Annotated in this window: 23 protein-coding genes; 15 read left to right on the plus strand and 8 right to left on the minus strand. The window is 67.8% G+C overall.

Going from position 1 to position 24,171, the window contains the following annotated elements:
- The first annotated feature begins 19 nt into the window (after positions 1 to 19).
- The 3 genes from BBJ41_RS03275 to BBJ41_RS03285 all read left to right on the plus strand — a co-directional run bounded on the left by BBJ41_RS03275 (position 20) and on the right by BBJ41_RS03285 (position 1,507).
- Positions 20 to 550, plus strand: a complete 531-nt coding sequence (locus tag BBJ41_RS03275) for a M949_RS01915 family surface polysaccharide biosynthesis protein (RefSeq protein WP_069747555.1) — start codon at positions 20 to 22, stop codon at positions 548 to 550.
- A 161-nt stretch (positions 551 to 711) separates the two neighbouring features.
- Positions 712 to 1,275, plus strand: a complete 564-nt coding sequence (locus BBJ41_RS03280) for a DUF2975 domain-containing protein (RefSeq protein ID WP_069745298.1) — start codon at positions 712 to 714, stop codon at positions 1,273 to 1,275.
- A gap of 7 nt (positions 1,276 to 1,282) precedes the next feature.
- Entirely contained in the window at positions 1,283 to 1,507 is a 225-nt protein-coding gene (locus tag BBJ41_RS03285; RefSeq protein ID WP_069745299.1) for a helix-turn-helix domain-containing protein, read from the plus strand.
- A gap of 275 nt (positions 1,508 to 1,782) precedes the next feature.
- Here the strand turns inward: BBJ41_RS03285 and BBJ41_RS03290 are convergent, their stop codons facing one another.
- From BBJ41_RS03290 to BBJ41_RS03305, 4 genes are all read right to left on the minus strand, one after another.
- Entirely contained in the window at positions 1,783 to 2,811 is a 1,029-nt protein-coding gene (locus BBJ41_RS03290; protein ID WP_069745300.1) for a MerR family transcriptional regulator, read from the minus strand.
- A gap of 118 nt (positions 2,812 to 2,929) precedes the next feature.
- Positions 2,930 to 4,504 (minus strand): efflux transporter outer membrane subunit, encoded by a 1,575-nt coding sequence (locus BBJ41_RS03295; RefSeq protein WP_069745301.1) that lies wholly within the window; start codon positions 4,502 to 4,504, stop codon positions 2,930 to 2,932.
- Between the two features lie 2 nt (positions 4,505 to 4,506).
- Positions 4,507 to 7,656, minus strand: coding sequence for an efflux RND transporter permease subunit (locus tag BBJ41_RS03300; RefSeq protein ID WP_069745302.1), 3,150 nt, complete (start codon positions 7,654 to 7,656; stop codon positions 4,507 to 4,509).
- Entirely contained in the window at positions 7,653 to 8,762 is a 1,110-nt protein-coding gene (locus tag BBJ41_RS03305) for an efflux RND transporter periplasmic adaptor subunit (protein ID WP_069745303.1), read from the minus strand. Before BBJ41_RS03305 ends, BBJ41_RS03300 begins: the two co-directional genes overlap by 4 nt.
- Positions 8,763 to 8,941: 179 nt before the next feature.
- On the opposite strand from BBJ41_RS03305, the gene BBJ41_RS03310 reads away from it, so the two are divergent.
- A complete protein-coding gene (locus BBJ41_RS03310) occupies positions 8,942 to 9,562 on the plus strand; it encodes a TetR/AcrR family transcriptional regulator (protein WP_069745304.1) in 621 nt (206 codons plus the stop codon).
- Between the two features lie 63 nt (positions 9,563 to 9,625).
- Here BBJ41_RS03310 and BBJ41_RS03315 read toward each other — a convergent pair whose 3' ends face one another.
- Positions 9,626 to 11,359: a ClcB-like voltage-gated chloride channel protein gene (locus BBJ41_RS03315; protein ID WP_197680895.1), complete on the minus strand. Its 1,734-nt coding sequence runs from the start codon at positions 11,357 to 11,359 to the stop codon at positions 9,626 to 9,628.
- Positions 11,360 to 11,462: 103 nt separating this feature from the next.
- Complete coding sequence (locus tag BBJ41_RS03320; protein WP_083281792.1) at positions 11,463 to 12,530, minus strand: YeiH family protein; 1,068 nt, start codon at positions 12,528 to 12,530, stop codon at positions 11,463 to 11,465.
- 112 nt (positions 12,531 to 12,642) lie between these two features.
- On the opposite strand from BBJ41_RS03320, the gene BBJ41_RS03325 reads away from it, so the two are divergent.
- The 8 genes from BBJ41_RS03325 (at position 12,643) to BBJ41_RS03360 (ending at position 20,690) form a co-directional block, all read left to right on the plus strand.
- Positions 12,643 to 13,539, plus strand: coding sequence for a LysR family transcriptional regulator (locus BBJ41_RS03325; protein WP_069745307.1), 897 nt, complete (start codon positions 12,643 to 12,645; stop codon positions 13,537 to 13,539).
- Between the two features lie 161 nt (positions 13,540 to 13,700).
- On the plus strand, positions 13,701 to 14,465 hold the full coding sequence (locus tag BBJ41_RS03330; RefSeq protein WP_069747556.1) for a xylose isomerase: 765 nt from the start codon (positions 13,701 to 13,703) through the stop codon (positions 14,463 to 14,465).
- Positions 14,466 to 14,493: 28 nt separating this feature from the next.
- The gene (locus tag BBJ41_RS03335; RefSeq protein WP_069745308.1) at positions 14,494 to 15,486 is read left to right on the plus strand and encodes a sugar kinase; all 993 of its coding nucleotides are present in this window, start codon (positions 14,494 to 14,496) and stop codon (positions 15,484 to 15,486) included.
- A gap of 237 nt (positions 15,487 to 15,723) precedes the next feature.
- Complete coding sequence (locus BBJ41_RS03340; protein ID WP_069745309.1) at positions 15,724 to 17,004, plus strand: MFS transporter; 1,281 nt, start codon at positions 15,724 to 15,726, stop codon at positions 17,002 to 17,004.
- Positions 17,005 to 17,008: 4 nt separating this feature from the next.
- Positions 17,009 to 17,974: a 2-hydroxyacid dehydrogenase gene (locus tag BBJ41_RS03345; RefSeq protein WP_069747557.1), complete on the plus strand. Its 966-nt coding sequence runs from the start codon at positions 17,009 to 17,011 to the stop codon at positions 17,972 to 17,974.
- Positions 17,975 to 18,427: 453 nt separating this feature from the next.
- A complete protein-coding gene (locus tag BBJ41_RS03350) occupies positions 18,428 to 19,471 on the plus strand; it encodes a LacI family DNA-binding transcriptional regulator (protein ID WP_069745310.1) in 1,044 nt (347 codons plus the stop codon).
- Between the two features lie 54 nt (positions 19,472 to 19,525).
- A complete protein-coding gene (locus BBJ41_RS03355) occupies positions 19,526 to 20,314 on the plus strand; it encodes a YhfC family intramembrane metalloprotease (protein ID WP_069745311.1) in 789 nt (262 codons plus the stop codon).
- Positions 20,315 to 20,327: 13 nt separating this feature from the next.
- Entirely contained in the window at positions 20,328 to 20,690 is a 363-nt protein-coding gene (locus BBJ41_RS03360) for a DUF3022 domain-containing protein (protein ID WP_069745312.1), read from the plus strand.
- Positions 20,691 to 20,741: 51 nt separating this feature from the next.
- Here BBJ41_RS03360 and BBJ41_RS03365 read toward each other — a convergent pair whose 3' ends face one another.
- Together BBJ41_RS03365 and BBJ41_RS03370 are read right to left on the minus strand one after the other, a co-directional pair.
- Complete coding sequence (locus BBJ41_RS03365; protein ID WP_069745313.1) at positions 20,742 to 21,173, minus strand: PGDYG domain-containing protein; 432 nt, start codon at positions 21,171 to 21,173, stop codon at positions 20,742 to 20,744.
- 128 nt (positions 21,174 to 21,301) lie between these two features.
- Entirely contained in the window at positions 21,302 to 21,844 is a 543-nt protein-coding gene (locus BBJ41_RS03370) for a Spy/CpxP family protein refolding chaperone (protein WP_069745314.1), read from the minus strand.
- Between the two features lie 256 nt (positions 21,845 to 22,100).
- Between BBJ41_RS03370 and BBJ41_RS03375 the strand changes: the two genes are divergently transcribed.
- The 3 genes from BBJ41_RS03375 (at position 22,101) to BBJ41_RS03380 (ending at position 24,133) form a co-directional block, all read left to right on the plus strand.
- Complete coding sequence (locus tag BBJ41_RS03375) at positions 22,101 to 22,565, plus strand: Lrp/AsnC family transcriptional regulator (RefSeq protein WP_047900755.1); 465 nt, start codon at positions 22,101 to 22,103, stop codon at positions 22,563 to 22,565.
- 13 nt (positions 22,566 to 22,578) lie between these two features.
- Positions 22,579 to 22,824: a hypothetical protein gene (locus BBJ41_RS40195; RefSeq protein ID WP_156814736.1), complete on the plus strand. Its 246-nt coding sequence runs from the start codon at positions 22,579 to 22,581 to the stop codon at positions 22,822 to 22,824.
- Positions 22,825 to 23,032: 208 nt separating this feature from the next.
- On the plus strand, positions 23,033 to 24,133 hold the full coding sequence (locus BBJ41_RS03380; protein WP_034181371.1) for a saccharopine dehydrogenase family protein: 1,101 nt from the start codon (positions 23,033 to 23,035) through the stop codon (positions 24,131 to 24,133).
- The last annotated feature ends 38 nt before the right edge of the window (positions 24,134 to 24,171 follow it).

The raw sequence follows: 24,171 nt of genomic DNA on the forward strand, positions 1-24,171 counted from the left end.
GGTCCGGAACGCATTGCCGATGAAGCAGACACACCTCCTTGCGCATGGCCTCTTTCTCGCCGCCGCCGCGCTGACCCACCTTGCACAGGCTGCCGAATACACGTGGACCGATGCGGCCGGCGCGCATGCGGTGACGTTCGCGCGGACCACATCTGGCGACGATGTTCAGCTCAGGGTCTCCGCGACGCTCGACGGCCGCCCCGACTGGACGGTGCGCGACTACGTGAAGGAATGCCCGGTCGACGTGATCCTCGACGTCGTGCCCGCTTCGATCGAAATGCGCGACCTGCTCGGCGACGGCCACAAGCAGTTCCTGTTCGCGTACAAGATCGGCTGCCGCGGCGACGTCAGCGCCGACCAGGTCAAGTACTTCCTGGTCGACCAGGGCACGAAGTACGTGCTGCGCGGCGAGGAGACCGTGACAGTCAAGGGCAGGTTCATGGACGGCGGCGCGCCGCCGGTGCCGAACGCTGAGCTGAAGGCCCATCCCGCGTTTCTTCGCTACATGACGAAGCACTGGCACGGCATCAGCATGCGCGACTACGAGTAGGCGCTCGCGCGGCCTTTGCCGCGCGCGTGCGTTGCGTTCACCGAAGCGGCAGGCGAACGCTGTCCGATAAAAAATTACATCAAAACGACAATTAATTATCGTTTTACGATAATTATCGGCGTAGAATCGGCACACGCTCATTCTCCGTCGAGGACACTCGCATGGATTCCGATCGCATTGCCCGTATCAGCCAGCGCATGGCCGCCGTCACGTTGTGGTTCATCGTCGCGATGCTGGTGCTCAACGCCGCTTGCTGGGCGTTTCCGTCGCTGGCCGCGGCCGACTCCGGGCCGGGTTTCGTGTTCGGCCTGACGGATTCGGTGCTGTCGAACCTGCATGTGGATGTCGCTGCATTCCCGTGGTGGCAAAAGGCGGTCGGCATCGTGCTGTCGAGCGTGCCGCTCATCGCGCTCGCGAACGGCCTGCGCCATCTGCGCGCGCTGTTCCGGACTTACGCGCGCCGCGACTATTTCTCCGCGCAGGCGGCCGGCCATCTCGGCAAGACGGGCCGCGCGATCGGCCTGTGGGTGCTGCTGAGCCTGCTGTGCGAGCCGCTCCTGAGCGTGTGGGCGACGATGCGCGAGCCGGTCGGCCATCGCGTGGTCAGCATCGGCTTCAGCATGCCGTATGTCGTCGCGCTGTTTACCGCGGCCTGTATCGCGGTCATCGCGCACATCCTCCGGCAGGCGAGCGAACTCGACGCCGAACATCGGCAGTTCGTCTGAGGCGCCCATGTCGATCGTAGTCAAACTCGACGTGATGCTCGCGACCCGCAAGGTCCGCTCGAAGGATCTGGCAGCCGCTGTCGGCATCACCGAACAGAATCTGTCGCTGCTCAAGCAAGGGAAGGTCAAGGGCATCCGCTTTGCGACGCTCGAGGCCATCTGCCGTTATCTGGATTGCCAGCCCGGCGATCTGCTCGCGTTCAGCGACGACGGCGATGGCGAGCCGGATTGACGCATCGCGTGGGCGCACGGCCGATGCGGCGGCATGTCGTCCAATCACGGGGCGCGGCATCGCGGATACGGTCGAATAAGGTCGAAACCAGATTGACGAAAGGGCTGTCGGGCGCGCGTCGCGCCGATTGCCGGAACGCGTATTCGGGTGGCGGCCTTCTTGCGTTGCAGATGCCGGCCCTCGATGCGGTTCGCGATACCGGCTGCAGGTGGTGAAGCGGGGCGGCCAGGATCGCGGGCATGGCGGGCAACCCGCCATGTCCGCCATGTCGCCGGTCAGCGCGCAGGCGCAAGCTGCGCCATCGCCTCGCGGATGAAACCGAGCAGCGTTTCGTCGACCCACGCGTCTTTCGTCAGCGCCGGCTCGTTCATCATCGCGTGACGGAATTTCGCATGCGTGGCCGGGTCGGTGCCTGCATAGCTGCAGAACAGCTCGAGCCAGCGTTGCGCGAGCGCGCGGCCCTCCGGCGAATCGGGCTTCGCGCCTGCATCGATCGCGTCGCGCACGTCGGCCATCAACTGCGGCCAATCCATCGCGCGTTCGCCGTAGTGCGCGCGCATGAAGCGGATCTCGTCCGGCGCGAGATATTTCTCGAAGATCCGCATCTTCGTTTCGGCGGACGCGCGCAGCACGTAGTCGCGCAGCGCGGTCGAAATGCCGATCTTCGACTGCATCGCCGGTTCGTGTTCGTGCATCAGGTTCAGCTTCGCCAGCAACCGCGGGTCGTTGTTCGTGTCGCGCACGAGCAGCGACATCCAGCGGCCGGCGAGCGCACGGACGCGCTCGTCCTCCGCCGGCACGCCCGCGTCATGCAGCGTGCGCACGTCGCCGACGAGCGCGATCCATTCCGCGTCGCCGTTCTGGCTCTTGCGGTACATCGGCATGCGCGCGAGTTCTTCTTCCGAGAAATATTTGTCGTACACGGTCATCAACTCCAGTGTGGTGAGCCAATCGGCCAGTTCCGGCTCCGTGCCCGCGGCGAGCTGCGCGTGCAGGCTCACGAGCCGCGTGCGCAGCTGCGCGGTCTGCGCGAGCTGACGGTCGAGCAGCGCGATCTGCTTCGCGACGAGATCGACGAGCGGGGTGCCGGGCTGGTTCAGGTAGTCACCGATTTCGGTGAGCGACAGTCCGAAGCGACGCAGTGCCTGGATCTGGTGGAGCCGGGCGATGTCGTGGCGGTCGTACAGCCGGTAGCCGTTGTCGGCGCGCGCCGAAGGCGTCAGCAGGCCAATCGCGTGATAGTGATGAAGCGTGCGGACGGTCAGCCCGCTGCGTTTCGCCAGTTCTCCCACTTTCAGCCGCATTCGTTCCTCCGTTCGGTACGCACACTGGAGTCTCGAACGTTACGCTACGTGAGGGTCAAGCGGAAGATCTGAAATCGGGCGCGCAGTGGTGTCCTGCGCGCCCGATGGATGCGCCGGCTTATTGCGGCGAAGGCGAGGTGTCGGGCGTGGCGGCGCGCGCTTCGTTGCCGGGCGCGCCGGCACTGGCCGCCGTGTTGGTATTGGCGGTCTGACCGGCTTTGTCGGTCTTGTCGGCCGGCGGCGTGCCCATCGCCTGGTAAAGCCGTGCGGTATCCGCGAACCGCGCGCCGGTCGCGCGGATCTCGTCGAGCCGCGCATTGCGGTACTGCAGTTCGCTCGCGCGCGCGGCCGACGGCGGCAGCGCGCCGAGCCGCACGCGGGCGGCCGCGTCGTCGTACGCGCCGCGCGCGGACAGCGCGGCGCGGGACGACGCATCGAGCGCTTCGGCATCGTGCTCGAGCGCCGCGAGCGAATCGGCGACGTTCTGGAACGCGCCGAGCACGGCCTGCTTGTACTGGTCGACCGCGGCCTCGTAGGTGGCCTTCGCCGCGCGGCGCTGCGCGAGCAGCGCGCCGCCGTGGAAGATCGGCTGGCTCAGCGACGCGCCGACGTTCCAGATCGCGCCGGCGCCCGACAGCATCGCCGGCCAGCTGAAGCCGCCTTTGCCCATCGCCGCCGACAGCGACAGCTGCGGGAACATCTGCGCGGTCGCAAGGCCGACTTCGGCCGCGGCCGCCTTCAGCCCCGCGTCGGCCGCCTGGATGTCCGGGCGGCTTTGCAGCAGGTCCGACGGCACGACGACGGGCACCTGCTCGGGCAGATGCAGATCGGCGAGCGTGAGATCGGCCGGCGGCTGGTCGGGCGTGCGGCCGACCAGCACCGCGAGCGCATGGCGCGCCGAGTCGCGCTGCTGGCGCAGCGCGGGCAGGCTGGCCGCGAACGTGTCGGCGCTTTGCCGCGCGTTCAGCGCGTCGCTGCGCGACGCCGAGCCGAGCGCGTAGCGGCGCTCGGCGTCGTGCGCCTGGTCGTTCGCGAGCGCGACGAGCCGCTCGGTCGTGTTGATCTGCGCATTGAGCACCGACACCGTGATCGATGCGGTGACGATGTTCGCGGCCAGCGCGCGCCGCGCGGATTCGAGCTGGAACGCGCTGACGTCGACGCGTTTCGCGAGCGCGCGGTTCGCGAAGCGCGACGCGCCGAACAGATCGATCGTGTAGCTCGCCTGCAGTTGCCCGACGAACGTGTCGTACAGCAGCGTCGGCGCGCCGAGCGCGGGGATCGGTACGCCGAGCGCGCGCTGGCGCGTGGCCTGGCCGCCGGCGTCGATCGACGGCAGCATCGAGCTGCCGACCTGGGCGCGCAACTGCTCGCGCGCGGCATCCAGCGAATGCGATGCTGCACTGAGCGTCGGACTGTTGCGCAGCCCTTCGTCGACGAGTGCGTTCAGCGCATCGGAGCGGTACTGCTTCCACCAGTCGGGCACGGGTTGCGCGCCGACTTCGAATTGCTGCGTGACGCCTTGCGCGGCGACGGTCTGCTGGACTTGCGGCGCGGTGCCGTAATGCGCGGGCGACGGCATCGCGGGCGGCTCGCCGCTCGGCGCGAACCACGCACAGCCGGCGAGCGGGCCGGCGAGGCTCGCAGCCGCGAGCGCGCGCACGGTTTTCGTTTTCAGGTTCATCGATACATCCATGGTCAGGCTCCCGACGGCGCGGCCGGCGTGCTGCCGCCCTGCGGCGGGCCATCCTGCGGATCACGCTCGTCGCGCTTCACGCGGAACCACGTCGCATACAGCGCGGGCAGGTAGAACAGCGTCAGCACGGTCGCGCTCGTGATGCCGCCCATCAGCGCGGTCGCCATCGGCCCGAAGAAATTCGAGCGCAGCAGCGGAATCAGCGCGAGCACGGCGGCCGCGGCCGTCAGCGTGATCGGGCGGAAACGCCGCACGGTCGCGCCGATGATCGCGTCGACACGGCCATGGCCGACCGCGATGTCCTGCTCGATCTGGTCGACGAGGATCACCGAGTTGCGCATGATGATCCCGAACATCGCGATCACGCCGAGCATCGCGACGAAGCCGAACGGCTGCCCGAACAGCAGCAGCGTGGCGACCACGCCGATCAGCCCGAGCGGCGCGGTCAGCACGACCATCAGCACGCGCGAGAAGCTCTGCAGCTGGATCATCAGCAGCGTGAACACGGCGATCGCCATCAGCGGCATCTGCGCGTTGATCGACTTCTGCGCCTTCGCGCTTTCCTCGACCGAGCCGCCGATGTTGATCTGATAGCCGACCGGCAACTGCGCGCGCAGCGCGTTCAGCTTCGCGTCCACCGCGTGCGTGACGTCGATGCCCTGCGCGCCGGCGCGCACGTCCGACTGCACGGTGATCGTCGGCTGACGGTCACGCTCCCACACGACGCCGTATTCGAGCGTCGGCTTGAAGCGGCCGAGCGAGCCGAGCGGCACCGGGCCGTTCGGCGTCGGCAGCGCGAGCCCCGCCAGCTTCGCCGGGTCGACGCGATCGGCCTTCGGCGCGCGCAGGTCGACCGCGATCAGCTTGTCGCGTTCGCGGTACTGCGTGACGGTCGTGCCGGACAGCGTCATCGCGAGGAAGCTCGACACGTCCTGCGACGTGACGTTCAGCTCGCGCGCCTTCTTCTGGTCGATCTCGAAGCGTACCGAGCGCTCGGCCGGCTCGTCCCAGTCGTACTGCACGTTCACCGTGCGCGCGTCGCCGCGCATCGTCGCCGCGACCTTCTCGGCGATCGAGCGGACCGTCGCGATGCTGTCGCCGCTCACGCGGAACTGCACCGGATAGCCGACCGGCGGGCCGTTCTCGAGCCGCGACAGCCGCCAGCGCACGGCCGGGAACTGATCGCGCAGCGTCGTTTCGAGCCAGGTCGCGAGCTTCTCGCGATCCTCGACCGATTTCGCGGTGATGACGAACTGCGCGAAGTTCGGCAGTTGCAATTGCTGGTCGAGCGGCAGGTAGAAGCGTGGCGCGCCGCTGCCGACGAAGTTCACCGAATGGTCGATCTCGGGGCGCTTGTCGATCACTTTCTCGAGGCGCTCGGTTTCGCGCAGCGTCGCCGCGAACGACGCGCCTTCGGGCAGCCGCAGGTCGACCAGCAGCTCGGGCCGGTCGGAGCTCGGGAAGAACTGCTGCGGCACCAGCGAGAAGCCCATCAGCGACACGACGAACAGCGCGCCCGTGATCAGCAGCACGACGAAGCGCCGCTCGATGCACCAGTCGATCCAGCCGCGCAGCCGCCGGTAGAAGCGCGTGTCGTAGATGTCGTGCTCGTGGTCGTCGGGCAGGTGCGCCTCGTGCGCGGCGCGCTTGCGCTCGGGCAGCATGTGATAGCCCAGCAGCGGGATCAGCACGACGGCCGCGAACCACGACGCGATCAGTGCGATCGCCGACACCTCGAAGATCGAGCGCGTGTATTCGCCGGTGCTCGATTTCGCGAGCGCGATCGGCAGGAAGCCCGACACCGTGACGAGCGTGCCGGTCAGCATCGGGAACGCGGTGCTCGTATAGGCGAACGCGGCGGCGCGCGCGCGGGTGTAGCCCTGTTCGAGCTTCACGGCCATCATCTCGACCGCGATGATCGCGTCGTCGACGAGCAGCCCGAGCGCGAGCACGAGCGTGCCGAGCGACACCTTGTGCAGCCCGATGTCGAACATGTACATGAAGAGGGCCGTCACCGCGAGCACGACCGGAATCGAGATCACGACGACCATCCCGGTGCGCAGGCCGAGCGACACGAGGCTCACGACCAGCACGATCGCGACCGCTTCGGCGACGGCTTCGAGGAAGTCGTCGACCGAGTGCGCGACTGCGTGCGGCATGCTCGACACCTCGGTCAGCTTGAGGCCGGCCGGCAGCTGCGCCTGCAGGTCCTTCGATTCGGCGTCGAGCGCCTTGCCGAGCCGGATCACGTCGCCGCCCGGCTGCATCGTCACGCCGATGCCGAGCACGGCTTTGCCGTTCGCGCGCATCTGCGTGACGACCGGGTCGTCGTAGCCGCGCTTGACGGTCGCGAGATCGCCGAGCCGGAACGTGCGGCCGTTGATGCGGATCAGCGTATCGGCGATCGCGTCGACGTTGTCGAACTGGCCGCTCGGCCGCACGAACACGCGGTCGTCGGCGGTCGTCAGCACGCCGGCCGACGAGATGTCGTTCTGCGCGTTGATCGCCTGCCCGAGCTGCTGCGGCGAGATGCCGAGACGCGTGAGCTGCGCGTTGTTGACCTCGATGAAGATCCGCTGGTCGGGGTCGCCGAAATAATCGACCTTGCCGACGCCCGGCACACGCAGCAGCACGGTGCGCAACTGATCCGCGTAGTCGTGCAGTTGAGCGGGCGTGAAGCCGTCGCCTTCGAGCGTCCAGATATTGGTGTAGACGTCACCGAACTCGTCGTTGAAGAACGGGCCCTGCACGCCGGGCGGCAGCGTGTAGCCGATGTCGCCGACCTTCTTGCGGATCTGGTACCAGGTTTCGGGCACGTCCTTCACGGGCGCCGAATCCTTCATCGTGAAGAAGATCAGCGATTCGCCGGGGCGCGAATAGCTGCGCAGGAAGTCGATGGCCGGCGTTTCCTGCAGCTTGCGGCCGATCCGGTCCGTCACCTGTTCCTGCACCTGCCGCGCGCTCGCGCCGGGCCAGAACGTGCGGATCACCATCACGCGGAACGTGAACGGCGGGTCTTCGGATTGCGCGAGCCGCGTGTACGCGAGGATGCCCGCGAGCGTCGCAAGCGCGATCAGGTAGACGACCAGCGCCTGGTGGCGCAGCGCCCATGCGGACAGGTTGAAGCGGCCTTCTTCGTGGGAGACGCTCACGATGCGAAGTCCTCCGGGTGCAGCGGCGCGATCGGACGCACTTTCTCGCCCGCGCTGACCGTATGCACGCCCTGCAGCACGACGCGTTCGCCCGGCTGCAGCCCGTGCGACACGGTGACCGTACGCTCGTTGAAGCGCGCGACGTCGACGCGGCGCAATTCGAGCGTGTCGTCCTTCGTCCGTACGACCCATACGGCCGGTTGCGCACCGTCGTGGAACAGCGCGGTCGCGGGCAGCGTGATCGGCTGCGCGTCGCCGGCGGCCGGCGTGCCGTCGAACGCGACGTTCGCGGTCATCCCGAGGCGGATCGCCGGATCGGGCGTGGCGAGCGTGAGCTTCACGCGGTACGTGCGGCTTTGCGGATCGGCGGCCGGCGCGATTTCGCGCACCTTCGCGGCGAACTGGCGGCCCGGCAGCGACGGCAGCGTGACGTTCGCCGTGTGGCCGGGCGCAAGCGATGCGAGCGCGGCTTCCGGCACGTCGCTGACGACGTCGATGTCGCCGGACCACGCGAGCTGGTAGACGGCCTGGCCGGCCGACACGTTCTGGCCGGTATCGGCCTGTTCGGCGGTGATGTAACCCGCATGATCGGCGACGAGCGTCGCATAGCGGAGCTGGTTCTTCGCGAGCGCGAGCTGCTGCTGCGCCTGGTCGCGCTGCGCGAGCGCCGACGTGTAGCTGTTCTGGGTCTGCTCGAGCTGCGCGGTCGCGATCAGGTTTTCACGCGCCTGCGCGCGATCGCGGTCGAGCTGCTGCTTCGCGAACGCGAGGCTGTGGGTCGCCGCATCGAGCTGCGCCTGCGCGCTCGCGGCGTTCTTCTCGACGTCGGACGGATCGAGCAACGCGACGACCTGGCCGACCTTGACCGTATCGCCGAGGCGCACCTTGCGCTCGATGATCTTGCCGGCGATGCGGAACGACAGCGGCGTCGCGTAACGCGGCTGGATCTCGCCGGGGAGCGTGCGCGCGGACGCGGCGTCGTCGGCATGCGCGGGCAGCGCGACGACCGGGCGCGGCGCGGGCGGCGCGGATTCTTTCGGGTGACAGGCGGCAAGGACAAGCGCGGCGCCGATCAGCAGCGCGGCGCGGGAACCGGAGCGATTCACGAAACCCCCAGGTGAGGTGGAGCGGAACGAAGCCGGCAAGCGCGGCGGGCGCTTGCCCCGAGCGGCGCCGGCACGGGCGCGCGGACAACATCTTTCGGAAACTGTGGCGGATTCTAATACACACCTGTATCTGAATGCAAAGATGAATCCGAAAGGGGAATGGTGCTAGACTGCGCGCCATGAAACCTCAGCGCTTAACCCGCGAGCAGAGCAGGGACCAGACGCGTGAACGTCTGCTGAATGCCGCACACCGTATTTTTCTGAAGAAAGGATATGTCGCCGCGAGCGTCGAGGACATCGCGGCGGCGGCCGGCTATACGCGCGGCGCGTTCTATTCGAATTTCCGCAGCAAGTCGGAACTGCTGCTGGTGTTGCTGGAGCGCGACCATGCGTCGGTGCAGGCCGATTTCCAGGCGATTTTCGACGAGGGCGGGTCGCGCGAGCAGATGGAATCGATGACGCTCGCGCATTACCGGACGCTGTTTCGCGACGACGAATTCGCGCTGCTGTGGGGCGAGGCGAAGCTGCAGGCGGCGCGCGACGCGAAATTCCGCGTCCTCTTCAACCAGTTCCTGCACGGCAAGCGCCTGCAGATGGCCGAATTCATCCAGCGGTTCGCCGAGCGCTCGGGCACGCCGCTGCTGCTGCCGGCCGAGACGCTCGCGTTCGGGCTGATGTGCCTGTGCGACGGCGTGCAGTCGTATTACACGGCCGACCCGCAGCACGTGCCGGCCGACGTGGCCGAGTCGGTGCTCGCGGGGTTCTTCGCTCGGGTCGTATTGGGACGCGCGCCGGACTGAGCGCGCAGGACGGTTCGCGGGCGCGGCCGGCGGCGTGAGAAGGGCCGGTGCGGCAAGTGCCGGTCAGCGCTCGCCGGTCATCCGCCGGTAGGCGTCGAGCAGCGACGTCTTGTAGACCACACCCGCGAGCGTCGGCTCGGCTTCGCTTTCGATCACCGGCAGCCGTTCGCCCTGGAACGCCATGAAGCGTTCGAGCGCGGTCGCGAGCGGCATGTCGGGCGTGAGGAGCGGAAACGGCGTATGCGCATAGTGCGCGGCCGTCTTGTCGGTCGTGTCGCGCTTGTCGAGCAGGTCCGACGTGATGTCCTTCAACGCGACCGCGCCGCGGAAGCGCCCGGCGTCGTCGGTCACGTACAGGTACTTCACCGGATATTCGAGAAACACGCGCGTCATGTCGGCGACGCTCGCCGTGAGCGGCACGACCGTCTGCGCCGGCTGGATCAGCTCGCGCATCTGCGTGGTGCGCAGCCGCAGCCGTTCCTGCGCGTCCTGGTAGTGGTGCAGCGTGATCTCGTACATCGACGTCGTACCCGTCGCGCGGGCGACGAAATACGCGAACACGCACGACACCATCAGCGGCAGCACGACCTGGTAGCTCAGCGTCATCTCGAAGATCATCAGGATCGCCATCAGCGGCGCCTGCGTCGCGCCCGCCATGAACGCGCCCATCCCCACGATCGCATATGCGAAATAGGCCGACGTATGGCCAGGCCACACTGCTTCCATCGCGAGCCCGAACAACGAACCGAACACCGCGCCGACGAACAGCGTCGGTGTGAAGACGCCGCCGATCGCGCCCGAGCCGACCGTCGCGGAGGTCGCGATCACCTTGAACACGAGCACCGCGACCAGCGCCTGCCAGGTCCACGGCGAATGGAGAATGTGGTTCACGACGCTGTAGCCGTTGCCCCACACGTCCGGAATCCACACCGAGATCACGCCGACGACGAGGCCGCCGAGCGCGAGCCGAACGGGCAGCGGCAGGGGCAGCCGCTTGAAGTGGTTCTTCGACGCGTCGAGCAGGTGCAGGAACTGCGGCGCGAGCACGCCGCACAGCGCGCCGAGCACGACGAACAGCAGCACCTCGGGGCCCGTGACGGCCGGAAACACCGGCATCTCGTACGGCGGCCGGTAGCCGGCGAATTCGCGCATCACGATGTTCGCGACGACCGATGCGACGACCATCGGCCCGAAGCTCTCCATCGCGATCGTGCCGAGCACGATCTCCGACACGAAGAATGCGCCGGCGATCGGCGCGTTGTACGCGGACGTGATGCCGGCCGCCGCGCCGCACGCGACGAGCAGGCGCAGGCGCGGCGGGTCGAAATGCACGAAGCGGCCGACGAGCGACGCGGCCAGCGCCGCGAGCTGCACCATCGGGCCTTCGCGGCCGATCGAGCCGCCGCTGCCGATCGTCAGCAGCGACGACACGCTGCGCCACAGGCTCTGCCGCACCGGCACGATGCCGTTGCCGAGCGCGACGGATTCCATGTAGTCGGTCTTGCCGGCTTGCTTGTCGCCGCGCGTCGCGAGCAGCAGCACGCAGCCGGCGAGGAAGCCGCCCGCGGCCGGCATCCAGAACCGGACGTACCACGGCAGGCTTTTCGCCATCTGGACGAAGCTGCCGCTGTGCCCGGAGATCAGGTGCTGCATCAGGTCGATGCCTTCGCGAAACGCCATCGTGGCAAAGGCGCCGCCGACGCCGACGATGGCCGACCAGATCAGCATCGTATGGGCGTCCGACAGGCGGAACAGCGTTTGGGCGCGAGTGCGCAGCTTCAGCAGGAACGAGAGCACGGCTGAAAGAGGGCGATGGAAAACGACGCGAAGCATAGCACTGCGCCGCGCCCGCGGGACCATCCCGTCGGGCGCGGCGCGCGAAGTGTTGCGGACATGCGGCTCAGCCAAGCCAGTGCTGCACCGCCCAGGTGATCCCGTAGCCGCCGGCGATCAGCCACACGTACAGGATCAGGCCGGTCATCAGCGCGCGCGGGCCGGCTGCGCGGATCTGCGCCACGCGCGTTTCGATGCCGAGCGCGGTCATCGCCATCGTCAGCGCGAAGGTGTCGAGCACGTTCAGCGTGTGGGTGACCTGACCCGGCAGCACGTTCAGCGAATTGACGATCACGAAGCCGAGGAAGCCGAGCGCGAACCAGGGCACCGCCACCTTGCGCTTGCCTTGCGCGCCGTCGGCCGTGGCGCGGGCCGAGCGGGCCAGCCACCAGCCGAGCACGAGCAGCACCGGGACCAGCAGCATCACGCGCGTCATCTTGACGATCGTCGCGATGTGCGCGACCTGCGGGCTGATGTCGCTCGCCGCGCCGACCACCTGCGCGACCTCGTGGATCGTGCCGCCGAAGAACAGGCCGAGGCCGGCCGGATCGAGGTTCAGCAGCCCGGCGTGATACGCGATCGGGTACAGGAACATCGACAGCGTGCCGAACAACACGACGCTGCCCACGGCCATCGCGCTCTGGTGCGGCTTGGATTGCAGCGTCGATTCGAATGCGAGCACGGCGGCCGCGCCGCAGATCGCGCTGCCGGCGGCGGTCAAGAGCGCTGCGTCGCGGTCGAGCTTCATCAGCTTCATGCCGGCCCAGGTGCCGATCACGAGCGTGCTGACGACGACCAGCACCGAGACCGTCAGGCCCGGCAGCCCGACCTGCGCGATTTCCTGCAGGCTCACGCGCAGCCCGAAGAACGCGACCGCGATGCGCAGCAACTTGCGCGCGGAGAAATTGACGCCGGCCGCCCAGCTCGCCGGCATGCCGTCGCGCAATGCGTTGCCGTACAGTGCGCCGGCGACGATGCCGACGATCAGCGGCGACAGGCCGAGCCCCGCGATCGCGGGAAGCTGGGACAGGCTCGTGACGGCGGCGGCGAACAGCGCGACGAACAATACGCCGTTCAACTGGCCGCGCATCGACGGCGCGGCGTGGCTGAGATGGGGAGTCGGGGCAGTGGACATGGAAGCACCGTGTGGAGCGTCGTTACGATGCTGCAATCCTAATTTTGATATATCGATATGAAAAATTGTGATTTGTGACATAAACTATCCGGAAAGCCGATAATTTATCCCCATGACCCCGGATCAACTGATAACGTTCGCCGCCGTCGCGGAACACCTGAACATCAGCCACGCCGCCGTGGCGCTGCACCTGTCGCAACCGGCCGTGTCGGGCCAGCTGCGGCTGCTGCAGGACGAATTCGGCGAGCCGCTGTATCAGCGCGACGGCCGCGGCATCCGCCTGACACCGGTCGGCGAACAGCTCGCGCAGTACGCGAAGGCGCAGCGCGACACGTTCGCGCAGGCGCGCGCATTTCGGGATGCCGTGCGCGGCCTCGAGGCCGGCACGCTGCGCATCGGCGCGAGCACGACCCCCGCGAGCTACCTGCTGCCGTACCTGATCGCGGCGTTCCAGCCGCTCGCGCCGCGCGTGGCGATCCATACGATGAGCGGCAATACGGCCGACGTGGTCGCCGCGCTGGCGTCGCTCGACATCGCGATGATCGAAGGCCCGCCCGGCGAGACGCTGCCGCCCGGGACGGCCGTGCATGCGTGGCACGAGGACGAGATCGTCGCGATCGTGCCGGCCGGGCATCCGCTTGCGGCGCCCGAATACGAGGCGGGCGTCACGCTCGCGGCGCTCGCCGCGCATCCGCTCGTGCTGCGCGAGGCGGGCTCCGCCGTGCGGCAGCTCGTCGAGCGCGCGTTCGCGCAGGGGGCGGCGCCGATGCGCGTCGCGTTCGAGATCGCCGGTGTCGAGGCCGTGAAGGAGGCCGTGCGCGCGGGGATGGGCGTCGGGTTCGTGTCCGCGATGTCGCTGCGCCACGACGATGCGTCGCTCGTGCTGCGCTCGCTCGCGCCGGCGCCGCTCACGCGGCATTTCTCGATCCTCGTGCCGCACGGCGGCGCGCCGTCGCGGGCCGCCGCGCAATTCCTCGACATGAGCCTCGCCGCACAGGCCGCCGGATAGGCATCCGGAACCGGCGCGGGAACGCGCGATGCGGCATCCGTCGTCGCGCGTTGGCTCGGCGCCCGATCTTAGGGATTTCCTCTATGGTGTGTGCCTGAAGCGAAGCGCACCATCCGTCTCAAGCAAATGGAACCGGTTCCATTCCGATGAAAAAGGGCAAAATGGCAGACATCGTGATCGTGGCGAGCGCATTCGGGATGGACCGCGTGCGTCAGGAGGGCCACAGCGCATTCGTCGCGACCGTGGCGGCATCCGGTGCGACCGGTTTCGAGGTGCGGCGCGAACTGTTCGCGTCGGACGATGACGCCGCACCCGACGCGCTGGCCGCGCTCGGCGCGCAACTGGCCGGCCACGGGCTGTGGTCGGTCTACTCGACACCGGCCACGTTGTATACGGAAACGGGCGCGCTCGACACCGACGCGCTGCGCGACGCGCTCGCTGAAGCCGACGCGCTCGGCGCGCGGTTCGTGAAATTCCAGCTCGGCGGTTTTGCAGGAAACGCGCACGTGGCCGACATCGTCGCGTTGTCGCGCGGCGCCCGCGCCCGCGTGGTGGTCGAGAACGGCCAGCTTCCGGTCGGCGGCGCGCTTGCGCAGTTCCGCGGGCTGTTCGACGCGCTGGCCGTGGCGGGCATGCCCGATGCGCTCGGGATGACGTTCGACATCGGCAACTGGCAATGGCCGGGCGAAGCGCCGCTCGACTGTGCGCAGGTGCTGGCGCCGCACGTGGAATACATTCATTGCAAGGCCGTCGAAGGCGAGGGCGCGCGCCGTTTTGCGGCGGCGCCTGCGCCGAACGACCCGCTCGTGACCGGCGTGCTCGCGGCGTTGCCGTCGCATGCGCCGCGCGGCATCGAGTTTCCGTTCGATGCGGCCGACCTCGCGGGCGATGCGAGCCGGCGCGTCGCGTGGCTCGCAGCCGCGTGACGGCGGAAGGACCCTGGAGAGTTCAGTCATGAAAGCAGCACTCGATGTCGTTACCTACGGCGAGGCGATGGCGATGTTCGTCGCCACCGAGCCGGGCCATCTCGCGCATGCGGCGCAGTTCGCGAAGCGGATCGCGGGCGCCGACCTGAACGTCGCGATCGGCCTGTCGCGGCTCGGTTTCCGGGTCGCCTGGATGAGCCGTGTCGGCCGCGATTCGTTCGGCGGCTACGTGCTCGACACGCTCGCGCGGGAAGGCATCGATGCGTCGCGCGTGACCGTCGACCCGCGTTACCCGACCGGTTTCCAGCTGAAGTCGCGCAACGACGACGGCAGCGACCCGACCGTCGAATATTTCCGCAAGGGCTCGGCCGCAAGCCACCTGTCGTGCGACGACTACGTGGCCGACTACGTGCTCGGTGCGCGTCACCTGCACCTGACGGGCGTCGCGCCGGCGATCTCTGCGACGTCGTGCGAACTTGCGTTCCATCTGGCGCGCGAGATGCGTGCGGCCGGCAGGACGATTTCGTTCGACCCGAACCTGCGCCCGACGCTGTGGCCGTCCGCCGACGTGATGGCCAAGACGCTGAACGCGCTCGCGGCGCTCGCCGACTGGGTGCTGCCGGGCCTCGCCGAAGGGCGCCAGCTCACCGGGCGCGACACGCCGGCCGACATCGCGGGCTTCTATCTCGCGCAGGGCGCGCGTGGCGTCGTGATCAAGCTCGGCGCGGAAGGCGCGTACTTCCGGACGGCCGACGGCCGCGAGGGCACGGTCGTGGGCGAGCGCGTCGCAAAGGTGGTCGACACGGTCGGCGCCGGCGACGGCTTCGCGGTCGGCGTGGTCAGCGCGCTGCTGGAAGGCCGGAGCGTCGAACAGGCCGTCGCGCGCGGCAACCGGATCGGCGCGCTCGCGATCCAGGTGATCGGCGATTCGGAAGGCTTGCCGACGCGCGAAGCACTTGACCGGCTCGAAAATGTCAGCAATCGCGCCGATCGCTTAGAGGAAACCGTCACCGCGCAATGAGAGGCCGAACACGGCACAATCCGCGGATTCAAGTTTTGCTGGAGACCGTGGCGGTCGCGGTAGCGCCCGCCCGGTCGATTCCTTGAAGGATGGGACGGGAGTAGGCGCTGAAGCGCCAACTCTCGTCGACCGCCACGGGGCAAGAGTAAGCGCTGAAGCGCTAACTCTTTCCAACCGAGGCATGGGACGGGAGTAGGCGCTGAAGCGCCAACTCCCGTCGACCTAGGAGACACATTCATGGCAACCAATCTCGCAGCCCGACGCTGGTGGACGATCATGCCGATCGTCTTCATCACCTACAGCCTCGCCTACCTCGACCGCGCGAACTACGGGTTCGCAGCGGCGGCCGGCATCAACCAGGATCTCGGGATCAGCAAGGGCCTGTCGTCGCTGATCGGCGCGCTGTTCTTCCTCGGCTACTTCTTCTTCCAGATCCCCGGTGCGATCTACGCGGAACGCCGCAGCGTGAAGAAGCTCGTGTTCGTGAGCCTCATCCTGTGGGGCGGCTGCGCGGCGCTCACGGGCGTGGTCAGCAACATCCCGTCGCTGATGGCGATCCGCTTCGTGCTCGGCGTCGTCGAGGCGGCCGTGATGCCGGCGATGCTGATCTACATCAGCAACTGGTTCACGAAGAACGAACGCTCGCGCGCGAATACGTTCCTGATCCTCGGCAACCCGGTCACCGTACTGTGGATGTCGATCGTGTCGGGTTATCTCGTGCACGAATTCGGCTGGCGCCACATGTTCATCGCCGAAGGCGTGCCGGCCGTTATCTGGGCCGTGTGCTGGTGGTTCCTCGTGCAGGACAAGCCGGCCGATTCGCCATGGCTCACCGCGCAGGAAAAACGCGACCTCGACGCAGCGCTCGCGGCCGAGCAGGCGACGATCAAGCCCGTGCGCAACTATGGCGAGGCGTTCCGCTCGCCGGCCGTCATCAAGCTGTGCGCGCAGTATTTCTGCTGGAGCATCGGCGTATACGGCTTCGTGCTGTGGCTGCCGTCGATCGTCAAGAACGGCTCCGACCTCGGGATGGTCGCGACCGGCTGGTTGTCCGCGCTGCCGTATCTCGCGGCGACGATCGCGATGCTCGCCGCATCGTGGGCATCGGACAAGGTCGGCTCGCGCCGCGGCTTCGTGTGGCCGTTCCTGCTGATCGGCGCGGCCGCGTTCGCCGCGTCGTACGCGCTCGGCTCGTCGCATTTCTGGATCTCGTATGCGCTGCTGGTCGTCGCGGGCGCCGCGATGTACGCGCCGTACGGGCCGTTCTTCGCGATCGTGCCGGAACTGCTGCCGAAGAACGTCGCCGGCGGCGCGATGGCGCTGATCAACAGCATGGGCGCGCTCGGCTCGTTCGTCGGCTCGTACTTCGTCGGCTACCTGAACGGTGCGACCGGGTCGCCCGTCGCGTCGTACGCATTCATGAGCGCCGCGCTCGTCGCCGCGGTGATCCTCACGCTGTCCGTCAAACCCCAGGCGCGCGATGCGCATCCGCTCGCCGCGCCGCTGCAAGGAAAATGAAACGATGAAGCCCCGTATCGTCGCGTACAAGCCGTTGCCCGATGACGTTCTCGCATACCTGCGCGAGCATGCGGACGTCGTGCAGGCCGACGGCGCCGAAGCGCTCGCCGATGCGCTCGGCAACGCGGACGGCGCGATCGGCGCGAGCCTGAAGGTCACGCCGCAGATGCTCGACCGCGCGCCGCGGCTGAAGGCCTGGTCGACGATCTCGGTCGGCTACGACAACTTCGACGTCGCGGATCTCACGCGGCGCGGGATCGTGCTCGCGCATACGCCGGACGTGCTGACCGAGTCGACCGCCGATACGGTGTTTTCGCTGATCCTCGCATCCGCGCGGCGCGTGGTCGAGCTGGCCGAATGGGTGAAGGCCGGCCACTGGCATCGCAGCATCGGCCCCGACCTGTACGGCACCGACGTGCAGGGCAAGACGCTCGGCATCGTCGGGCTCGGGCGGATCGGCGGCGCAGTCGCGCGCCGCGCGGCGCTCGGCTTCCGGATGCAGGTGCTGTACGCGAACCGGTCCGCGCATGCCGAAGCCGAGACGCAGTACGGCGCGCGGCGCGTGTCGCTCGACGAACTGCTCGCGCAGTCGGATTTCGTGTGTCTGCAGGTACCGCTGTCGCCGCAGACGCACCATCTGATCGGCGCGCCCGAATTCGCGAAGATGAAGCGCGGCGCGATCCTGATCAACGCGTCGCGCGGGCCCGTCGTCGACGAAGCCGCGCTGGTCGACGCGCTGCGCGCGGGCACGATCCGCGGCGCGGGGCTCGATGTGTTCGAGAAGGAGCCGCTGCCGACGCATTCGCCGTTGCTGCAGATGAAGAATGTCGTTGCGCTGCCGCACATCGGCTCGGCGACGCACGAGACGCGCCACGCAATGGCGCGCTGCGCCGCGGAAAATCTGGTCGGCGCGCTGGCCGGCACGCTGCGCACGAATCTCGTCAATCCGGATGCGCTCGCGCGGGCCTGAGCGGGCGGCGGGCACCCGGCCGGCGGGGGAGCGGGGCCGTTAGAGTCGATGATCTTGGTGCCGGAGGGCTGGCTGCGTTATGATCGCCCGCTCGTCGCATCGACTGCCCGGCTACACTGCCGGTGGCGTCCGGCGACGGGCATCCGCGCCAGATCCGGTGCGGCCGACTGCTTGTGCATGTGACCGGGGCGGGCGCGGATACGCCAGCGCCGATCGACCGCGAAAGCATGAGACCATCGTGAGTGCTGAAGCGCCAACGCATCGACCGCGAAGCATGGGGTCGGCGTAGGTGCTAAAGCGCCAACGCTGATCGACCGCGAAGCATGGGATCAGCGTAAGCGCTGAAGCGCTAACGCTGATCGACAGAGGAGTCCGCCGGGTGGCTTACGTTTCCAACAACAAAGGTCCGTCCGCTCACAAAGCGGCGCGGATCGTACGTCGCGAGGCACGACAGTGACCGATTCGCAACCTTCCACGACGCGTCCGGCGACGATCAGCGACGTCGCGCGTGAGGCCGGCACGGGCAAGACCAGCGTTTCGCGCTTCCTGAACGGCGAGACGCATGTGCTGTCCGTCGATCTGCGTCAGCGGATCGAGGCGGCGATCGCGCGGCTCAATTACCGGCCGAACCAGATGGCGCGCGGGCTCAAGCGCGGCCGCAACCGGCTGCTCGGCATGCTGGCGGCCGACCTGACCAATCCTTACACCGTTGAAGTGCTGCAGGGCGTCGAGGCCGCGTGTCACGCGCTCGGCTACATGCCGCTCATCTGCCACGCGGCGAACGAGGTCGAGATGGAGCGCCGCTTCCTGCAGCTGCTCACGACCTACCGCGTCGAAGGGCTGATCGTCAACGCGCTCGGCGCCGAGGAAGACGTGCTGCGCCCGCTGCGCGGCGGCGGCATCCCGGCCGTGCTGGTCGACCGGACGGTCGAGGGTTTCGAGGCCGACCTGATCGGCCTCGACAACGCCGATGCGATCGAGACGGCGCTCGCGCACCTGATCGAACACGGTTTCGACGCAATCCATTTCGTCGTGCAGCCGTTCGAGCACGTCAGTTCGCGGCGCATGCGCGAGGCCGCGTTCCGCGCGGCGCTGGGCGCACGCGGGTTGCCGGTGCCGCCGACGCTCGTGCTCGACCTGAACGACCCCGACGCGACCGCGGCAGCGCTCGCCGACCTCGACAGCCGCGTCGACGACGCGGCGAGGCGCGGTGTGCGCGCGGCGCTGTTCGCGGCGAACGCGCCGGTCGCGCTCGCGATCGCGCGGCACCTGCGCGCGCGTTTCGGCGCCGCGTGGCAGCAGAAGGCGGCGCTGCTGTCGATCGACGATCCGGAATGGGCCGAGCTGATCGGCATCACGACGATCCGTCAGCCGACCTACGAAATCGGCTACAAGGCCGTCGAATTCGTGCACGAGCGGATCGACGGCGCAGCAGGCGACGTGCGCGTCGCGATGTTGCCGGGCGAGCTGATTGCGCGCGCGTCGACCGCAAGCTGAGTATCATGCGGGGCACGCAGCGCGTCAGGTGCGCTGCCCCGAACAAGGAATTACATGACTGTCGCTCCCGTCACGCTGGCGGTGCTGATCGCCGCCACGCTGATCATTGCGCTGCTGCCGCTCGTTCTCTTCCGAATCCTGCGCAAGCCGCTTGCGCTCAACCGCCGCGACACGATCGTCGGCGTCGCCGTCTTCACGCTGTTTGCGATGATCCTGGAGCGCGCGTTCCACGGCCTCGTGCTGAGCCGGACGCCCGAGGATGGCTGGCTGACGCAGCCGCTCGCGTTCGTCGCGTACAGCGCGCTCGCGACCGCCGTGTTCGAGGAGGTCGGCCGCTATCTCGGGATGCGTTTCCTGAACCGCCGCTACGGCGCGTCGGCCGGCGACGGCCGCGCGATCGGCTACGGAATCGGTCACGGCGGCGCCGAAGCGTGGTTCGTCGGCGTGCTCGTGTGGGGCCAGTGGTCGTATCTCGCGTGGCTGGCGAGCCGCGGCCAGCTCGAGACGCAACTGGCCGACCTGCCGGGCGATACCGTCGTGCGGCTGCACGTGATGCTCGCGACGCTGTCGTCGCAGTCGATCCTGTTGTTGCTGCTCGAACGCTGCTCGGCTTTCGTGCTGCAGCTCGCGTTGTCGGTGCTGGTATGGCGCGGCGTGCGCGCCGGCCGCGCCGGCGTGTTGCCGCTCGCGATCGTGCTGCATGCGCTGGCAGTCGCGCCGACGCTGCTGTATCAGGTGCGCGTGTTGCCGGCCGCTTGGGTCGAGGCCGCCTATTTCGTGCTGGCTGCGCTCCTGGTCGTCGTACTGGTGAAGGCGTGCCGGCCGTCGCGTACGGCAGCCTGACGGGAGAGAAGGGATGGACGACTATCTGATCGAATGCCAGAGCGCCGAATTCGACGCGCTCGCGCGCGTGATCTGCGATCTCTTTCCGGAGCAGACGCGCTTCACCGAAAGCAGCGACGAGCGCGGGCGGTTCCTGTCCGTGCACTGGCTCGCGATGCGTTTCGGCGCGACGCCGAAGCGCATGACGCTCGATATCCGCGTCGTTCCGGCCGCGCTCGCGCGTTATCTGGCGCTCAAGCCGATGCAGCGCGCGCGCAGCCATGCGGTGCTGCATGCGTACACGGAAGCGATGCTCGGGTCGCTCGAGGAGCGGCACGCGGCCGGCGAGGCCGTCGAGCGCGATGCGGAACTCGAACTCGACGAAGACTTTGCGTGAGGGTTCGCGCCTGCGCGGTTGACGATGGCGCCGGCGCGATGGATGGCGGGATTACGCGTCGCGGTAGACCTGCGCGAAGCGCTGCGCCTGCACGACGCCATAGTCGCCGGGCGCGTACTGCATCACCCAGTCGCCGGCGACGCCGCGCAGCGTGTCGCCGTTTTCCGAGCGCGCGATCGTAAACGGCTCGTCCATCCGGCGGGCGAGCACGATGGCCGGCCGGTTCCGGTATGCGCCGGGTGCGCCGTGCGCGAGCGCCGGATCGGCGGGCAGGTACTTGGCGTCGAAGCGTTCGCGCGACACGACCCAGCGGTCGCCGGTCGAGCCGGTGATCAGCGCGTCGCCCGCGACATAGCGGTTCGGGCCTTCGAGGCTCATCAGTTCGCCGTCGGCGTCCGCAAATGCAACGGAAACGGTTTCGTCCTTGACGACGCGACGGGCCTGCGGGTCGGTACGCAGATCGATGTGCTTGAGTTCGAGCATGGCGAGGAGGTGCGGGAAAAGCCGGGAGCTTATCCCGAATTCGGCGCGCCGTGTGACGCGCCGATCGCCGACGGGACGCGCGGCGCCGTTCAGCCCGGACGGGCAACCCGGCGCCGGCGGGGAGGGCGTCAGGGCTGAGCGGGTGCGCTCGCGGCCGGCGCGGCTGCCGCCTTGCCTTCCTTGCCCTTCGTCTTGCCCTTGCCGCGGTGCTCGCCGCCGTGGTGCAGCCAGCTGCGGAACGTCGTGTCGGCCAGCGCCTTCTGCTCGGCCGGGAAGCTCTCGTAGAGCGGCGAGAACGCGTCGGCGAGCTTCTTCGCGCCGTCGGCGTTCGCCTGCGACAGTTCCGCATACTGCTTCATGTCGTCGAGCGCGGAGACGTCGTGCTTGGCCATCCGGTCGCGATAGAGGCGGCCCATCGTGTCGCCGTTGTCGCGCATCGTGTCGGCGAAGGTCTTCCACTGCGGTTCCTGCGCCGACGTGATCTTCAACTGGTCGTGCAAATACTTGATGCGCTGCTCGATGCGCGCTTCGTGGCGTGCCGCGCGCTGCTCGGCGCTCGGTGCCGATGCGGCGGCCGCGGCCGGAGCGGCCGCCTGCGGCTGCGCCGGGGTTTGCGCGAATGCGCTGGCTGCAACGGCGAGCGTAGCGAGGGTGAGCGAAATTTTCTTCATGGTTGGCTCTCCGGGGTGGTGTCTGGCGAGCGGGCGCGGCGGCAACTGCCGCAAGTGCGCATCTCGCGTCGCCCGCTATTAGTAGCACGTTGCGTACGGCGCGACAGTGAATGCGACACTTGCTTACATCCGATACGAATAGAAATTGAAAGGTTCGCAACGGATCGGAGCAACGCCCGTTTGGGCATGCCGGCGTTCGGCGCTATCATCGCGTCACCTTCCATTTTGCCGGCGCGCCATGCGCCGGATCTGCCTCATGCGTCCACCCCGCCTCGATCAACTCGACGATCTCGACCGGCAACTCGTCGCGCTGCTCCAAGCCGATGCGCGCGCAAGCGTCGCGGATCTCGCGCGCCAGCTCGACGTCGCGCGCACGACGGTCGTCGCCCGCATCGCGCGGCTCGAACGCACCAACGTGATCGCGGGGTACAGCGTGCGGCTCGGGCAGGACGTGCTCGACGCGAGCATTTACGCGTATGTGGGCATCATCCTCACGCCGAAGTTCGGCAAGGACGTGTTGCGCAAGCTCGACCGGATGCCCGAAGTGCAACTGCTGTGCGCGGTGAGCGGCGAATACGACTACGTCGCTTGGCTGCGCGCCGATTCGCCCGAACGGCTCAACGATCTGCTCGACCAGATCGGCACGCTCGAAGGCGTCGAGCGCACGACGACGTCGATCATTCTTTCGCGCAAGATCGATCGCGGGACGGTCGGCGGGTGAAGCGCGGCACGCGATGTCGCGTTTGATGTCGCAATCGGGTTCTCTTCTCTACACAGGTCGCTTCTTCATTCGCGAGCGCGTGCGTGCAGCGCGCTCGGGCTTCACGTATTCGCCGCTGCCGCGCCCGATGATCGAGCGCGGCGCCTGTGCGTCACCGGCGCATGTTTGCCGTATTCCCTTCCACATCCGCGCGGCTTGCGTGCTGCGCGTAACCCGCGCGCGGTTTGCGCGCCATTCCACCATCCTTCCGCTCTCCTGAACGCAGCCTGCAACGGCCTGCTTGCGGCACGGCATATACGCGATTTTTAGATGATTTCGTCATTCAGACGAAATTGATCGTCATTGCGTCGAAATTATCGGTCGTTTCGCATCATTCTTCGTCTTGGAACTGATTTTGCGCGTCTCTAAACTGTGTTCATGGCTCGACGCCGTCCACAACACCAAACCCATCATCAGGAGATAAGCGCATGAAAATCGCCATCGTCGGCGCAGGTCTGATCGGCCACACCATTGCTCACATGCTGCGTGAAACGGGCGACTACGAAGTCGTCGCGTTCGACCGCGATGCGGATGCGCTCGCCAAGCTGTCGCGCGAAGGCATTGCGACGCAACGGGTCGATTCGGCCGACGCGAACGCGATTCGCGAAGCAGTGAAGGGCTTCGATGCGCTCGTCAACGCGCTGCCTTATTACCTCGCGGTCAACGTCGCCGCCGCCGCGAAGGCTGCCGGCGTCCATTACTTCGATCTGACCGAAGACGTGCGTGCAACCCACGCGATCCGCGAACTGGCCGACGGTTCGGACCGTGCGTTCATGCCGCAGTGCGGCCTTGCGCCGGGCTTCATCGGCATCGCCGCGCACGAACTGGTGAACGGCTTCAGCGAAGTGCGCGACGTGAAGATGCGTGTCGGCGCGCTGCCCGAGTATCCGACCAACGCGCTGAAGTACAACCTGACGTGGAGCGTCGACGGCCTCATCAACGAATACTGCCAGCCGTGCGAAGCGATCCGCGACGGCCGCAAGCAGTGGGTGCAGCCGCTCGAAGGCCTCGAGCACTTCTCGCTCGACGGTACCGAATACGAAGCGTTCAACACGTCGGGCGGTCTCGGCACGCTGTGCGAGACGCTGTCGGGCAAGGTCGAGACGCTCGACTACAAGTCGGTGCGCTACCCGGGCCACCGCGAGCTGGTCCAGTTCCTGCTCGAAGACCTGCGCCTGTCGACCGACCGTGACACGCTGAAGTCGATTATGCGCCGCGCGGTGCCGTCGACGAAGCAGGACGTCGTGCTCGTGTTCGTCACGGTGACGGGCGTGAAGGACGGCCAACTCGTGCAGGACGTGTTCACGCGCAAGATCTTCGCGAAGGACGTGTGCGGGATGCACATGAGCGCGATCCAGATCACGACGGCCGGCGCGATGTGCGCGGTGCTGGATCTGTTCCGCGAGAAGAAGCTGCCGCAGAGCGGTTTCATCCCGCAAGAGAAGGTGTCGCTGAAGGCGTTCCTGTCGAACCGCTTCGGCAAGCTGTACGAAGGCGGCACGATGGAGCGCGTGCACGCAGTGGCCTGATCACGCAAGACCCAGGCACGAGGGCCGTACGACGCCGG

It is taken from the genome of Burkholderia stabilis (assembly GCF_001742165.1).
GTDB classification, from domain to species: domain Bacteria; phylum Pseudomonadota; class Gammaproteobacteria; order Burkholderiales; family Burkholderiaceae; genus Burkholderia; species Burkholderia stabilis.

Coding starts and splice junctions, on each gene's coding strand:
- BBJ41_RS40195 (WP_156814736.1), top strand. CDS start 22,579: ATGTCGCGTTTGATGTCGCAATCGGGTTCTCTTCTCTACACAGGTCGC.
- BBJ41_RS03360 (WP_069745312.1), top strand. CDS start 20,328: ATGGACGACTATCTGATCGAATGCCAGAGCGCCGAATTCGACGCGCTC.
- BBJ41_RS03325 (WP_069745307.1), top strand. CDS start 12,643: ATGACCCCGGATCAACTGATAACGTTCGCCGCCGTCGCGGAACACCTG.
- BBJ41_RS03365 (WP_069745313.1), bottom strand. CDS start 21,173: ATGCTCGAACTCAAGCACATCGATCTGCGTACCGACCCGCAGGCCCGT.
- BBJ41_RS03285 (WP_069745299.1), top strand. CDS start 1,283: ATGTCGATCGTAGTCAAACTCGACGTGATGCTCGCGACCCGCAAGGTC.
- BBJ41_RS03295 (WP_069745301.1), bottom strand. CDS start 4,504: ATGGATGTATCGATGAACCTGAAAACGAAAACCGTGCGCGCGCTCGCG.
- BBJ41_RS03275 (WP_069747555.1), top strand. CDS start 20: ATGAAGCAGACACACCTCCTTGCGCATGGCCTCTTTCTCGCCGCCGCC.
- BBJ41_RS03335 (WP_069745308.1), top strand. CDS start 14,494: ATGAAAGCAGCACTCGATGTCGTTACCTACGGCGAGGCGATGGCGATG.
- BBJ41_RS03355 (WP_069745311.1), top strand. CDS start 19,526: ATGACTGTCGCTCCCGTCACGCTGGCGGTGCTGATCGCCGCCACGCTG.
- BBJ41_RS03320 (WP_083281792.1), bottom strand. CDS start 12,530: ATGTCCACTGCCCCGACTCCCCATCTCAGCCACGCCGCGCCGTCGATG.
- BBJ41_RS03345 (WP_069747557.1), top strand. CDS start 17,009: ATGAAGCCCCGTATCGTCGCGTACAAGCCGTTGCCCGATGACGTTCTC.
- BBJ41_RS03290 (WP_069745300.1), bottom strand. CDS start 2,811: ATGCGGCTGAAAGTGGGAGAACTGGCGAAACGCAGCGGGCTGACCGTC.
- BBJ41_RS03380 (WP_034181371.1), top strand. CDS start 23,033: ATGAAAATCGCCATCGTCGGCGCAGGTCTGATCGGCCACACCATTGCT.
- BBJ41_RS03370 (WP_069745314.1), bottom strand. CDS start 21,844: ATGAAGAAAATTTCGCTCACCCTCGCTACGCTCGCCGTTGCAGCCAGC.
- BBJ41_RS03280 (WP_069745298.1), top strand. CDS start 712: ATGGATTCCGATCGCATTGCCCGTATCAGCCAGCGCATGGCCGCCGTC.
- BBJ41_RS03310 (WP_069745304.1), top strand. CDS start 8,942: ATGAAACCTCAGCGCTTAACCCGCGAGCAGAGCAGGGACCAGACGCGT.
- BBJ41_RS03330 (WP_069747556.1), top strand. CDS start 13,701: ATGGCAGACATCGTGATCGTGGCGAGCGCATTCGGGATGGACCGCGTG.
- BBJ41_RS03375 (WP_047900755.1), top strand. CDS start 22,101: ATGCGTCCACCCCGCCTCGATCAACTCGACGATCTCGACCGGCAACTC.
- BBJ41_RS03340 (WP_069745309.1), top strand. CDS start 15,724: ATGGCAACCAATCTCGCAGCCCGACGCTGGTGGACGATCATGCCGATC.